General features: G+C 61.2%; 12 protein-coding genes. 5 read left to right on the top strand and 7 right to left on the bottom strand.

Annotation, left to right across the window (positions count from 1 at the left end; translation table 11 throughout):
• Positions 1-24: 24 nt before the first annotated feature.
• Genes ACYU8T_RS11450 through ACYU8T_RS11435 form a run of 4 tightly spaced genes read right to left on the bottom strand, consistent with a single transcriptional unit; the run spans position 25 to position 3,598 of the window.
• Positions 25-639, bottom strand: a complete 615-nt coding sequence (locus ACYU8T_RS11450) for an ABC-type transport auxiliary lipoprotein family protein (RefSeq protein ID WP_461159503.1) — start codon at positions 637-639, stop codon at positions 25-27.
• 11 nt (positions 640-650) lie between these two features.
• Positions 651-1,613, bottom strand: a complete 963-nt coding sequence (locus ACYU8T_RS11445; RefSeq protein ID WP_097090530.1) for an MlaD family protein — start codon at positions 1,611-1,613, stop codon at positions 651-653.
• Positions 1,614-1,616: 3 nt separating this feature from the next.
• Positions 1,617-2,489, bottom strand: a complete 873-nt coding sequence (locus tag ACYU8T_RS11440) for an ABC transporter ATP-binding protein (protein ID WP_461159502.1) — start codon at positions 2,487-2,489, stop codon at positions 1,617-1,619.
• Complete coding sequence (locus ACYU8T_RS11435) at positions 2,489-3,598, bottom strand: ABC transporter permease (protein ID WP_201515446.1); 1,110 nt, start codon at positions 3,596-3,598, stop codon at positions 2,489-2,491. The genes ACYU8T_RS11440 and ACYU8T_RS11435 overlap by 1 nt, the downstream gene beginning before the upstream one ends.
• A gap of 99 nt (positions 3,599-3,697) precedes the next feature.
• Here ACYU8T_RS11435 and ACYU8T_RS11430 point away from each other — a divergent pair, with 99 nt between their 5' ends.
• On the top strand, positions 3,698-4,372 hold the full coding sequence (locus ACYU8T_RS11430; protein ID WP_461159501.1) for an HAD family hydrolase: 675 nt from the start codon (positions 3,698-3,700) through the stop codon (positions 4,370-4,372).
• 11 nt (positions 4,373-4,383) lie between these two features.
• Here the strand turns inward: ACYU8T_RS11430 and ACYU8T_RS11425 are convergent, their stop codons facing one another.
• Both ACYU8T_RS11425 and ACYU8T_RS11420 read right to left on the bottom strand, forming a co-directional pair.
• A complete protein-coding gene (locus ACYU8T_RS11425) occupies positions 4,384-5,322 on the bottom strand; it encodes a 2-hydroxyacid dehydrogenase (RefSeq protein WP_461159500.1) in 939 nt (312 codons plus the stop codon).
• On the bottom strand, positions 5,319-6,644 hold the full coding sequence (locus tag ACYU8T_RS11420) for a cystathionine gamma-synthase family protein (protein WP_461159499.1): 1,326 nt from the start codon (positions 6,642-6,644) through the stop codon (positions 5,319-5,321). The genes ACYU8T_RS11425 and ACYU8T_RS11420 overlap by 4 nt, the downstream gene beginning before the upstream one ends.
• A gap of 163 nt (positions 6,645-6,807) precedes the next feature.
• Between ACYU8T_RS11420 and ACYU8T_RS11415 the strand changes: the two genes are divergently transcribed.
• Entirely contained in the window at positions 6,808-9,219 is a 2,412-nt protein-coding gene (locus tag ACYU8T_RS11415; protein ID WP_461159800.1) for a ligase-associated DNA damage response DEXH box helicase, read from the top strand.
• Here the strand turns inward: ACYU8T_RS11415 and ACYU8T_RS11410 are convergent.
• Positions 9,216-9,632: a membrane-like protein gene (locus ACYU8T_RS11410; RefSeq protein ID WP_461159498.1), complete on the bottom strand. Its 417-nt coding sequence runs from the start codon at positions 9,630-9,632 to the stop codon at positions 9,216-9,218. The two genes, ACYU8T_RS11415 and ACYU8T_RS11410, sit on opposite strands and share 4 nt — an antisense overlap.
• Before the next feature lie 281 nt (positions 9,633-9,913).
• On the opposite strand from ACYU8T_RS11410, the gene ACYU8T_RS11405 reads away from it, so the two are divergent.
• The 3 genes from ACYU8T_RS11405 to ACYU8T_RS11395 all read left to right on the top strand — a co-directional run bounded on the left by ACYU8T_RS11405 (position 9,914) and on the right by ACYU8T_RS11395 (position 12,179).
• Entirely contained in the window at positions 9,914-10,429 is a 516-nt protein-coding gene (locus ACYU8T_RS11405; RefSeq protein WP_461159497.1) for a TadE/TadG family type IV pilus assembly protein, read from the top strand.
• Positions 10,426-10,842, top strand: coding sequence for a TadE/TadG family type IV pilus assembly protein (locus ACYU8T_RS11400; protein WP_461159496.1), 417 nt, complete (start codon positions 10,426-10,428; stop codon positions 10,840-10,842). Before ACYU8T_RS11405 ends, ACYU8T_RS11400 begins: the two co-directional genes overlap by 4 nt.
• An 83-nt stretch (positions 10,843-10,925) precedes the next feature.
• Positions 10,926-12,179 carry a pilus assembly protein TadG-related protein gene (locus ACYU8T_RS11395; protein ID WP_461159495.1) on the top strand — a complete coding sequence of 418 codons (1,254 nt, stop codon included), beginning with the start codon at positions 10,926-10,928 and terminating at the stop codon, positions 12,177-12,179.
• Positions 12,180-12,194: the final 15 nt, after the last annotated feature.

Here is a 12,194-nt window from a genome sequence, read left to right as displayed (position 1 = left end):
TCAGAATGGCATCCTTCAGAGGGCTTAGCGTCCGCTAGCAGTGAACCATGCGGCCACGTCAGCAGCAACCTTGTTCGCCGCGCCGTTGAGCGGTGCGCCGATCGTGGTTGCGTCGATCTTGCCACCTACAGGCACGCTGGCAGTAAAGCGCTGCCGCGCAATTGCCGTGCCGCCGGGGCCCGCAAGGATGGCATCATAGGTGACGACGGCGCTGTTGCTTGCCTCATCCAGGCCGAAATCTACCAATTCGCCCATCAATCGCTGGCCCGCATCCGCTGAATATTGACCGGGATCGAGCACGATGCGGTTGCTGCTGGCGGCGATCGTTTCGGACAGCAGCTTCTGGAACAGGTGGCGCGGCGTGTCTGCCCACTGCACCTTGGTCACATAGGCGAGCGACGTGGGCGAAGTGCGCACGGGAACGCGAACCGTGTCGAGGAGCTTGGGAGACTCCGGATCCGCGACGGTGATGGTTGTTCCCGCAGCGGTGCTGCGAAGCGTGCCCGGTGCGACCTTCCGCGCAGCATCCAGCGACAGCAGCCGTTCGGGCGGCTTGCCGCCGAAGGAAACGCAGCCTGACAGGGACGCGGCGAAAGCCAGCATAATCGGGAGGGCGGCAGGTTTCTTGTGGAACGTCATCGCTGTCCCTCTCATCGCTTATAGTCGGGCAGTTTGGGCGACCCGACGATCGAACCCGCACCCTGTTGATCCAGTTTTTCGGCAACGCCGCGGAACGCGCGCGACATTTCACGCAGGTCGCGCACCAGCTGATTGACCTCCGGCATCGTCTGATTGCTGAACGCGCGGACGCCCGGTTGCGCTTCGGCAATCGTCTTGTCGAGCGTTTCGATGCTGCGGGTGGCCGACTGCACGCTCTTGCGCAGATCCGCCATCAGCGGCTTGCCTTCTTCGGTGAGCATCGAGTCCGTGGTCGCGGCGAGCTTGCCGATCTGTTCCGCCGCTATGCCCGTGCGCTGAACCGCAATGCGCGCTTCGGCAAGGGTGGCGGCGATTTCGGGGCTGCGATCTGCGAGAGCGCCCGATACGCGTTCGACATTGGCGAGGATGCCCGCGATCGATTGCTGATTCTTGTCGTTCAGAAGTTCGGTCAGCCGCTCGGTCAGGGTGGAGAGCCGCTCCAACAGTTGCGGAGCGTTGTTCAGCAATTCACCCAGCGCACCCGGCTTTGTGGGGATGACCGGCACGCCGTCAGGGCAGGCGGTCAGGGGATTTTCTTCCGGACAGGTGATGGGCGGAGCGCCTTTCACAGCGCCATCCAGCACGATCTCGCTGACCCCGGTGAAGCCGACGCCAGCGATCGTTGCGGTGGTTCCCTGAAGGACCGGCGTGCCTTCCTTGACGGAGATGCGTACCTTGACGAAGCTTGGATCGCGCTTCCAAAGCTCGATCTTCTCAACCTGTCCCGATGGAACGCCGGAATAATTGACGCTCGATCCCTTGGCGAGGCCGTTCACCGACTGTTTGAAGAAGATGTCATATTCCATGTTGTCGCCCTCGGAGAGGCGCGAAAACCAGAAGGCGGCGACCATGATTGCCGCCAGCAGCAGCAATGTGACCGTGCCCACCAGCACATGGTTGGAGCGGGTTTCCATATCCTATCGCCTTCCGTCCGATGGCTGCGGCGCCGTCTTTTCCCGTTCGCGGGTCACGGCCGCCGTCGCGGCGCGCCCGCGTGGGCCATTGAAATATTCCTGAATCCAGGGGTGATCCGTCGCCAGCAGCTCATCGATCGTGCCGACAGCGATCACCTTCTTATCTGCCAGCACCGCTACGCGATCGCAGATCGAATAGAGTGTGTCGAGGTCATGGGTGATGAGGAAGACGGTGAGGCCGAGCGTTTGCTGGAGCTTTCGCGTCTGATCATCGAAAGCTGCTGCGCCAATCGGATCTAGCCCGGCAGTGGGCTCGTCAAGAAACAGCAGGTCCGGGTCCAGCGCCAGTGCGCGGGCGAGGCCCGCCCGCTTCTTCATGCCGCCTGACAATTCGGCAGGGTATTTCGGGCCAGCTTCGGCTGGGAGGCCAGTCAGCCGGATCTTGTAGGCGGCAATTTCGTCGCGCAGTTGCGGCCCGATGTTGGGATAATATTCGCGGATCGGCACTTCGACATTCTCGGCCACCGTCAGAGTCGAAAAGAGCGCGCCGCCCTGGAACAGCACGCCCCAGCGCTTACGGATCGCCAAGGCCTCGTCATCCAGGCGGCCGATCATCGATTCGCCGAACACGTGGATTTCGCCTTGATCGGGCGTCTGAAGACCGATGACCGAGCGCATCAGCACCGACTTGCCGGTGCCAGAGCCGCCGACGACGCCCAAAATCTCGCCCTTACGCACATCGAGATCAAGATTCTCGTGCACGACCTGATCGCCGAAGCTGTTCTTGAGGCCTCTTACGGAAATGGCGACATCGCTTTTCTCGACAGCCTTGTCGACCCGCGCTTCCTCGGCGGCCGCTTCCTCTTCCTCAGCCATCAATTCCACCCCAGCCAAGTGAAGAAGACGGCGAAGAAAGCGTCGATAACGATCACGAGGAAAATGGCCTGGACCACGGCGGAGGTCGTCCGCAGTCCTACTTCCTCGGCATTGGCCTTTACCTGCATGCCCTGAAAACAGCCGGAAAGCGCGATAATGATCCCGAACACGGGCGCCTTGAGCAAGCCGACCCAAAGGTCGGTAATCGGTACGACCTCTCGCAGCCGCTGAATGAAAGTAATGGGCGGAATGTCGAGTGACACGGCGCAGAGAAAACCACCGCCGATGACCGCCACGATGGACGAATAGAAGCCGAGCAGCGGCATCATAATGACCACGGCCAGCGTACGGGGAAGGACGAGCGCCTCCATGGGCGACACGCCGATGGTGCGCATCGCGTCCACTTCCTCGGTCAGCTTCATGGTGCCAAGCTGCGCCGCGAAGGCTGATCCCGAACGGCCTGCGACCATGATCGCCGTCATCAGTACGCCCAGTTCGCGGAAGGTTAGCCGGCCGACGAGGTTGATCGTCAGCATTTCCATGCCGAATTGCCGCAGCTGTACCGAACCCTGCTGCGCGATCACGATGCCGATCAGGAAGCTCATGAGGCCGATGATGCCAAGCGCCGAGACACCGACGACCTCAAAACGTTGCACGACGGCGTTGACGCGGAACTTGCTAGGGTGCCGGATGACGTTCCAGCTTGCCACCAAGGTCGCGCCGAAGAAGCCGAGCAGGCCAAGGAGCGTGGTGAAGGAGTTGACTACCGCCTCGCCGATCTGGCCGACGACGCGTTGGAGGGGGGGGACATAATCGGGGCGGATGTTGACCGGTTCATCCAGCTTGCCCACGGCCTCGATCAGGCGCTGTGCGTCATCATTGCCGCCAGTCACCTCAGAGCCCAGCCGCTTGGCCGTGCGGTGCACGGTCCAGGCGCCAATCGTGTCCATATGTTCCACGCCGGACAGATCGATAGCCGAAACGGGGCCCGTCACAGCATCGAGGCGCGCAGGCAGGTCGCGCAGACAGGCGATGGAGAGATGCCCGAGAAGCCGAATGACAGCACCGCCATCGCGCGTTTCTTCGACAAGATCGGCGGCTTTGTTCATCAAAGGCGGTTAGTGGTCCATTATCGGTTGCACGGCAAGCCGAAACGGCCCATCCGCACGGTAGAACGACAATAGCGGCCAAAAAGTTTCGGACACGGCATGACGCACCGCCTGGCAATCTACGACATGGACAGAACGGTGACCTTTTCGGGCACCTATACCGGCTTCCTCATTCATGTATCCAAAGCGATGGCGCCATGGCGGCTGGTCCTGCTGCCCTGCGTCATCCTGTTGATGCTGGCCTATGTCTTCAAGCTGATCAGCCGGCAACGGCTGAAGGAACTCAATCAGGCGTTGATGATCGGCTTCAATGTCGAACGCGCCAAGCTGATGCCACATGTGGAAAGCTATGCGGCGAAGGTCGTGGCCAACAATGTTCGCGCGGGCGCTCTCGAGCAGATCGCGCGGGACCGGGCGGACGGCTACCGGCTGGTGCTCGCCACCGCGTCCTACCGCCTTTATGTGGAACCGATCGCCCGCAGGCTGGGGTTCGACGCCGTGATCGCGACCGATCATCTGAGCCAGGATCTGCGCTATGTTCGTGCGAAGATCGCGGGCGAGAATTGCTACGACACCGGCAAGCTGCGGATGATCAAGGCGTGGATGGCGGCAGAGGCCATCGACCGCGAGCAGGCGCAGATCAGGGCTTATTCAGACCATGTGTCCGACGCGCCGATGCTGGAATTTGCCGACATGGCCTTTGCTTCCAATCCGCACAAGCCGCTCGCCAGGCTGGCGGCGGCGAAGGGGTGGCCACGCGTGGACTGGCTCTAAGGCTCGCCTAGTCAATCAGGCCTGACGCGGTTCGGCAGTGCTTCTCCGGCGAAAAAGGCCTCAAGGTTCGCCAGCACCATCCGGGTCATGCGCGCTACCGCTTCATGGGTGGCGCCGCCCATGTGCGGCGTCAGGACGCAGTTGGGGACATCCGCCCAGATATCGGCCGGAGTAGGCTCCTGTTGGAACACGTCCAACGCCGCGCCGCCGAGTTTCCGCTGTCGCAGCGCCTGCCTTAAAGCCGGTTCGTCCACCAGTTGCCCGCGCGCGACATTGACGAGGAGCCCGTTCGGGCCGAGCGCATCCATAACGCCCGCATCGATCATCCCGCGATTGCCGCTGTCGGCACGTGCTGCGACGAGTAATATATCGCTATCACGCGCCAGCGCGTTCAGGCTTTCCGATCGCGGCCAAGGCAGTGCCGGCTTGTCGCGCGGGCCCCACCAGCCGATCTGCATCCGCATCGCCTCCGCGCGCCTGGCGACTGCTTGCCCGATATGGCCCATGCCGACGACGCCGAGCCTTGCTTCTGCCAGCGAATGCGACAGCCTTTCAGGGCCAGCGATCCACAGGCCCGTCCGTAACAGCCGGTCACCTTCGACAATGCCCCGGCGGTGCGAGAGCATGAGCCCTATAGCGTGGTCCGCAACATCTTCCGCATTGGCGTCGGCACCATGGGTTACCACTATACCGCGCCGATCCGCCTCCATCAGGTCGACGCCATCATAGCCCACGGTGAAGCAGGCGATGAGGCCAAGTTGCGGCATGATGTCGAGCAGCGCTGGCGCCAGCGGGAATTCTCCGGCCCAAACAACTGCCCGGGCCTCACTGCATCGGCGTTCGCCCTCATCTTCCCACAGCGGCCAGACGTCATAGAGCGGCCGCAGGATTGGCAGCAGCGGAGCCAAGAGCGGCTGTCCGACCAGGACGACGGGACGGCTATCGCTCATCCCACGGCTTTCAGCGCCTGCGCAAAGTCTGCGATCAGGTCGTCGGCATCCTCGCAGCCGATCGATATGCGCACCATATTGTCGCTGATCGCCAGAGCTTTCTTGCGCTCAGGCGGCACGGACAGGTGCGTCATGGCTGCCGGGTGGCTGGCCAGCGTTTCCGTGCCACCCAAGCTGACGGCCAGCTTCGCGATCTTCAGCGCGTCGAGGAAGGCGAAGGCTTCGGCCTCGCCGCCATTCAGATAGAGGGAGAAGGTCGAGCCCGCCCCCTTGCAGTGGCGGCTGTATATGTCTGCCTGCCGCTCCGTTTCCGGGAAACCGAGATAGACGACCTTCTCCACCTGCGGCTGGTCCTTGAGCCACGCGCAGACCTTCGCTGCGTTGTCGCCAGCCCGGCTCATGCGTAGTTCGAGCGTTTCCAGGCTACGGAGCAGCATCCAGGCACTGTGCGGGTCGAGGATCGTGCCAATGGTGTTGCGCATCAGCCTGATGGTGTTGATCAGGTCCTTTGGCCCCAACACCCCACCTGCCACCAAGTCGCTATGGCCGCCCGCATATTTTGTGAGGCTGTAGATGACGAGGTCGGCGCCATGGGCGAGCGGATGGTGCCAGAGCGGCCCGAGAAACGTATTGTCGATCGCTACCGGCGGAATATGATCCTCTCCGGCAAAGAGATGGTCCCGCCGGGCCACGACCGCTTCCACGTCGACCAGCACATTGGTGGGATTGGCGGGGCTTTCCAGATAGATAAGCGCGACGCGGCCAAGCGACTTTGCTTGTTCGATTACCGCGCCGATCTCCTCCTCGGTCGAGCCCGCCGGGAAATCGAGCCATTGCACCCCGAATTTGCCGAGGATTCGGCCGATGAGTGATTCCGTCGCTGCGTAAAGCGGCGCCGAATGGACGATGACATCGCCGGGTTGGACGAGCGCGAGGAGCGTTGTCGCTATCGCAGACATGCCACTGGAAAAAAGCAGGGCGTCTTCCGCTTCCTCCCACACCGCGAGCCGGTCTTCGGCGATTTCCTGATTGGGGCCATTGAAGCGGGAATAGACCAGCCCTTCCGCGCCGCCCGGCCTGATCCCCGTCACCCCTTCGAAATGCCGCTTGCCAGCGGCCGCGCTTTCAAAGGCGAAAGTCGATGTCAGGAAGATGGGAGGCTTCAGCGATCCTTCCGACAACATGGGGTCATAGCCATGGCCCATCATGAGCGTCGCTGGTTTCAGCTTGCGCCCGCCGATCTCTATGATGGCGGCTTTGGCACGGCGCCGGTTGCGCGTGGGCTCGGCCCCGGACAGGTCGGCCTCTGTTTCGCCGGTCATCGCTGTTCTCCTGAGTTGGCGGCTTTGCAGCCTTGCTCTGATGTCCTGGAGTGTAACGCCTTTGGAAGGGAAAGAGAGCAGTCATTCGGCATTTATCTCGCCTTCATGATCTTGCGAGGGAGGGATCGTGACAGCGCCGGTGCGCGTTCCTACATCTGTCGATATGAACCAAGGCCTTCCTGAACAGCTGGAGCAATGGTTCACCGCGCGCGGCTGGTCGCCGCGTCGCCACCAGATGGAGATGCTGGCAGCCGCACGGGCAGGGGATCATGCCTTGCTCGTGGCGCCGACGGGTGCGGGGAAGACATTGGCGGGGTTCCTGCCAACGCTTGCCGATTTGATCGAAGAACCGAGCGATGGTCTTCACACCCTCTACGTATCACCGCTCAAGGCGCTGGCGGTCGATGTGCGGCGCAATCTCCTTACCCCGATCGAGGAGATGGACCTTCCCATCCGCGTCGAGACGCGCACGGGCGACACGCCTTCGGACCGCAAGGCTCGGCAGCGCGCTCGGCCGCCGCAGATCCTGCTGACCACGCCGGAGTCCCTGTCCCTCCTGTTGAGTTACCCCGACAGCTTCCTGATGTTCGCGCAGTTGAAGACGGTGATCATCGACGAGGTCCATGCCTTCGCCACGCAGAAGCGGGGGGATCTGCTCAGTCTGTCGCTTGCGCGCTTGCAGAGGATCAATCCCGAACTGCGCCGCGTCGCTCTGTCGGCGACCGTAGCGGATGTCGACGCTTATCGCGCTTGGCTTGCGCCCGACGGTGACATCAACAGCGTCGCGCCGGTCATGGGGGAGGAGGGCGCTGATCCGGACATCGCCATCTTCATTCCGGAAGGGCGCATTCCCTGGTCCGGCCATTCGGGCAAATATGCCGCAAAGCAGGTCATGGCCGAAATCGAGCGGCGGCAGACGACGCTGATATTCTGTAACACGCGTGGACTTGCGGAGCTGATCTTTCAGGAGCTTTGGACCGCGAACGAGGCCAATCTGCCGATCGGCATCCATCATGGCAGCCTGTCGGTGGAGGCGCGGCGGAAGGTGGAAAATGCGATGGCCGACGGCAGGCTGCGCGCGCTTGTCGCCACGGCCAGCCTCGATCTGGGCGTCGATTGGGGCAATGTCGATTGCGTGATCCAGATGGGTGCGCCCAAAGGTTCATCCCGCCTGCTCCAGCGCATCGGCCGCGCCAATCACCGGCTGGACCAGTCGAGCGAGGCCATCATCATTCCGGGCAACCGCTTTGAATATCTGGAAGCCCGCGCCGCGCTGGATGCGGTGGAGGCGGGGGAGCGGGATGCTGATGATTTCCGCATAGGCAGCCTCGACGTTCTGGCGCAGCATGTGATGGCGCTGGCCTGCGCGGCACCGTTTGCGGAACCGGAGTTGCTGGACGAAGTCCGATCGGCCACGCCCTACAGTGCGCTCACCGATGAGGGGTTGGCCAACGTCCTGCACTTTATCGAAGGGGGCGGCTATGCGCTGAAGGCCTATGACCGGTTCAAGCGGTTGACCCATGACGAAGACGGCTTGTGGCGCGTGTCGCACCCGCGCTTCATTCAACAGCACCGCATGAATGCCGGGATCATCGTCGATCAGCCGGTGTTGGACGTCCGGTTCGCCAATGGGCGAAAGCTTGGCACGGTGGAGGAGGGCTTTGCCGCGACGCTGCGTCCCGGCGACAGCTTCTTCTTTTCCGGCTTGGCGTTAGAGGTGGTGCGTATGGACGTCACCGACCTGGTCGTGCGCGCAACGTCTAAGCAGGCGCGGGTGCCCGCCTGGGGCGGCACGCGGATGGCCATGTCCACGCGGCTTGCCGACCGGGTGCGCCACTTTCTGGCCGAGCCGGAGGAATGGCATCGCTTCCCCGACGATGTGCGGGAGTGGCTGGAAGTGCAGAAATATCGGTCGGCCCTACCCGAACCGGGGCAACTGCTCATTGAAACCTTCCCGCATGAGGGGCGGCATTATCTCGTCTGCTACAGTTTTGAAGGATGGAACGCCCATCAGTCACTGGGGATGCTGCTCACCCGCCGCATGGATGCGCAGGGTTTGATGCCGCTCGGCTTCGTGTCCAACGATTACGCGCTTGCCGTCTATGGGATGAAACCGGTGACGGACCCGCAAAGCCTGTTTTCCGCAGACATTCTGGATCATGAATTTGTCGAATGGGTCGAACAATCAAGTCTGTTGAAGCGGGCTTTCCGCGACGTCGCGGTCATCGCGGGCCTCATCGAACGCCAACATCCCGGCAAGCGGAAGACCGGGCGGCAGGTCACTTTTTCGACCGACCTCATCTATGACGTGCTGCGCAAATATCAGCCGGATCATTTGCTGTTGAAGGCGGCCTGGGCCGACGCCCGTGCGCGCATGACGGATGTCGGGCGGCTCGGTGATCTGATCGACCGCGCTTCGGCGACGATGTTGCATGTCGACCTTGATCGGGTCAGTCCGTTGGCCGTGCCGGTGCTGATCCTGATCGGCCGTGAACAGGTGGCGCAGGCGGCGGCGGAGGACGCCTTGCTCATGGAAGCCGAGGCGCTGGTGGCAGAGGCGATGCGAACGGATTAGAAGTCCTCGCGTACGCCGCCGCAGCCTTTCAAGGTGCCTTCGCCGAAGGACAGCGCGACGCTATCGGCCCAATGCGCGTCGCTCATGCCGTCGCTGCACGGACCTTCGGTCACCGTCATGGCGAATCCGTCTGCCAAATAGCGTATGGCGCGGCCATCATCCGTTCGGCTGACCGTGAAATGTCTTGGAGGCTTGTCTGGACGTTCGAGGGTTGCAACGGATCCCTTGACGGTCACGGACCAGAAGGGCTCGGTGCCGAGCGCCCTGTAGCGTGTTTCGCTGCTCAGCGGCGCTGTATCGACGGTTTGTGGCGACGGTGAGGTGATCTCCGGGCCGACATGAGCTTCAGCTTTGGAGAAGATGGCCGGCTGCTGCTCCGTCGTCTGGCCCTCGACGATCTGCGCATTTGCCATGTGCAGGTCCTTTGCGGGCCGATCAGCCATATCCTCATTCCGACCACAGCCGGTGAGGAGCAAGCCGCTCGCAACAAAAAGCCAAAGCTTCATAAACTCCCCGCTTCTTTACCGCTAATTAATATAACATCAGATATATACCTGAACATAAACAGCATATTAGTATATTATTAAGCATGCTGTTTAACGCAATGGACAGCATATGCTGAGTAGAAAATCCCGGTGCGAAGGGATTTTCGATGCGTCCTTTTATGTTCAGCCAAGCGTTGTCGAGCGGTGCGATGAGTGATTCGCCTCGCGCTCGGCCATTTGGTGCGGCTCCGGCGTTTGTTCGCGCCCTACTGACCAAGCTGCAGATCGACACATCCGGAATTGCGCTTGTGGAAACGGCGATGGTGGCTCCGGTTCTCGCCATGATAATCATGGGGACAACAGATGCTGCCCGCTATGGCGCAGCCAAGATGAAGGTTCAGCAAGCCGTAAACCGCGGGCTGGAAATGTCTTGGATGGGCGGCACGAATGTTTCCGCAGCCGATATTCAGACGCAGGCGGCCGCGCAGGCAGATGTTGCAACGAGCGCGGTGACGGTCACCCAGACGCTTGAATGCGGGGGTACGGCGACCACCTGGACGACCAGTTCCAGCCCCTGTCCATCCGGGGAGACGGCACGCTATACCCAGATCCAGATTTCGACGACCTTCACCCCGTCCTTTGCGGGTAGTGCGCTGGCGAAGATGTTGGGCAATTCCAATGGCGTCGTACCTATTTCGGCAACGGGCGTCCTGAGGATCCAATGACCCGCTTTTTTCGTCTTCTCAACCCACTCGCGCGCGACTGCCGCGGCGTCGGCGTGCTCGAATTCGCGATCGTGGCGCCCGTCCTACTCGCAATGCTGATCGGTATTCCGGCGCTCGGCATCCTCTTTTATGCGCAAGCAGGTTTGCGCAGCACCGTCGAGGATGCTGCGCGATATGCGACGACCTGGCCCAAGCCAGGCGAAGCAGACATACAAGCGCGAATCGCCTCGAACCGGTTCGGAATGAAACCGGCGGACATCGTTGGGCCGACGGTCACCTTTACGTCTGGCACCAGCAGTTCGTCCCCCAGCTATGTGACAATAACCATGGGCTACAATCTGGCGGTGAACTTCCTGTTCGTCGGCAAGACAATCACGCTGTCTGAAACGCGCCGAGCCTATGTCGCGAGCTAAAAGCCGAGGACCTGACGATGCCCCTCTCCAATTGCCTGTCCCGCTTGCGCACACTTTGGTCTGATGCCCGAGGCAATGCCCTCATGCTCACGGCGCTGGCGCTGCCGGTCATGATCGGTGCAGCGGGCCTTGGCGTGCATACGATGCAACTGGCGCATGTGAAGCGGGAATTGCAGCGCGAAGCTGACTCCGCGGCCATGGCTGGGGCCTATTCGCTGTATCAGGACCAGGGGAATAGCGCCGCGACCGCTCAGGCGAACAAGGCGCTGACGCAGAATGCCCTTGTGCCGGGGGCCACGTCGACGATCACGCCGGGGGCTTATACCAGCGGCAGCATCACCTACACCTCGGCAATGTACGTCCGGCTGGTGAGCACGCAGCCCACTGCCTTGATGGCCCTGTTCGGGATGTCGACCTCCACGGTGGCTGCCGAAGCGCGGGCAGCGGTCGTTTCCGATGGTGATATCTGCTTCCGTGCGCTGGAAGACGGAAATAATACCGGGATCAATTTCGCGGGTAATTCGATTCTGGAACTGTACTGCGGGGCAGGGACCAACTCGACCAGCAGGTCGGCAATTAATGTGAATGGGCAACCCTCAGTCAAAATTTCGCCGCTCGTGGCCAGAGGTGGAATACCGTCATCAACTGCGTATGCCACCGGCACCGTATTGATGCCCGATCATACGGCCTTGGTTGATCCCTTTGCGGGGACAAATTATGATCCGAGCACCAATGACGTTTCCAATGGCAAATGTAAAAACGGCACCAATTGGAAAGTGATCGACGTCCCTTCCGGAACAACAGTCAATGACATCGGCGGAACTCAGAATCCTCCCTTCGCATGCTATGGCTCGATCAACGTTCAAGGCACCCTAACATTGGCGCCGGGTACCTACTATCTCGCTAACGGCGCTAATAATGGGGGTCTGCAGATAGGTGCCCAAGCGAAATTCACGTGCCATGGCTGCACGTTCGTACTGACGAGTACTACGCCTAATAATCCAAATAGTTTTGCAACGATGGATATTAATGGCGGCGCCACGATCGACATCTCCGAACCAGAGAATGGTACCTATAAAGGCATCACCATTTATCGAGACAGCAGGGCGGCAGCGAGTAATCAATGTTGCCAGATCAACGGCAACTCCAACTCAAAATTCAGTGGAGCCTTTTACTTTCCAAAAGATACGCTAACGTTCAATGGAACGTCGGGCATGACGCTCGATTGCTTTCAGATGGTAGCGCTACGGCTCGCGTTCAGCGGTAATTCGGTTATCAGGAATACCTGCGATCTTCCACCTGAATGGTCGATAAGCGCCGTCCGGCTGATAAGTTGAAGCGGCTGCAAGAGC

Source organism: Sphingobium sp. TomMM35A (assembly GCF_054771735.1).
Note: the sequence above shows the minus strand (reverse complement) of the source record. Positions and strands in the feature narration are given on the sequence as shown.

What these genes read in the sequence shown, in the direction of transcription:
- ACYU8T_RS11450 (WP_461159503.1), bottom strand. Translation starts at nt 639, where the DNA reads ATGACGTTCCACAAGAAACCTGCCGCCCTCCCGATTATGCTGGCTTTC.
- ACYU8T_RS11400 (WP_461159496.1), top strand. Translation starts at nt 10,426, where the DNA reads ATGACCCGCTTTTTTCGTCTTCTCAACCCACTCGCGCGCGACTGCCGC.
- ACYU8T_RS11435 (WP_201515446.1), bottom strand. Translation starts at nt 3,598, where the DNA reads ATGAACAAAGCCGCCGATCTTGTCGAAGAAACGCGCGATGGCGGTGCT.
- ACYU8T_RS11430 (WP_461159501.1), top strand. Translation starts at nt 3,698, where the DNA reads ATGACGCACCGCCTGGCAATCTACGACATGGACAGAACGGTGACCTTT.
- ACYU8T_RS11405 (WP_461159497.1), top strand. Translation starts at nt 9,914, where the DNA reads ATGAGTGATTCGCCTCGCGCTCGGCCATTTGGTGCGGCTCCGGCGTTT.
- ACYU8T_RS11395 (WP_461159495.1), top strand. Translation starts at nt 10,926, where the DNA reads ATGCTCACGGCGCTGGCGCTGCCGGTCATGATCGGTGCAGCGGGCCTT.
- ACYU8T_RS11440 (WP_461159502.1), bottom strand. Translation starts at nt 2,489, where the DNA reads ATGGCTGAGGAAGAGGAAGCGGCCGCCGAGGAAGCGCGGGTCGACAAG.
- ACYU8T_RS11410 (WP_461159498.1), bottom strand. Translation starts at nt 9,632, where the DNA reads ATGGCAAATGCGCAGATCGTCGAGGGCCAGACGACGGAGCAGCAGCCG.
- ACYU8T_RS11420 (WP_461159499.1), bottom strand. Translation starts at nt 6,644, where the DNA reads ATGACCGGCGAAACAGAGGCCGACCTGTCCGGGGCCGAGCCCACGCGC.
- ACYU8T_RS11445 (WP_097090530.1), bottom strand. Translation starts at nt 1,613, where the DNA reads ATGGAAACCCGCTCCAACCATGTGCTGGTGGGCACGGTCACATTGCTG.
- ACYU8T_RS11415 (WP_461159800.1), top strand. Translation starts at nt 6,808, where the DNA reads ATGAACCAAGGCCTTCCTGAACAGCTGGAGCAATGGTTCACCGCGCGC.
- ACYU8T_RS11425 (WP_461159500.1), bottom strand. Translation starts at nt 5,322, where the DNA reads ATGAGCGATAGCCGTCCCGTCGTCCTGGTCGGACAGCCGCTCTTGGCT.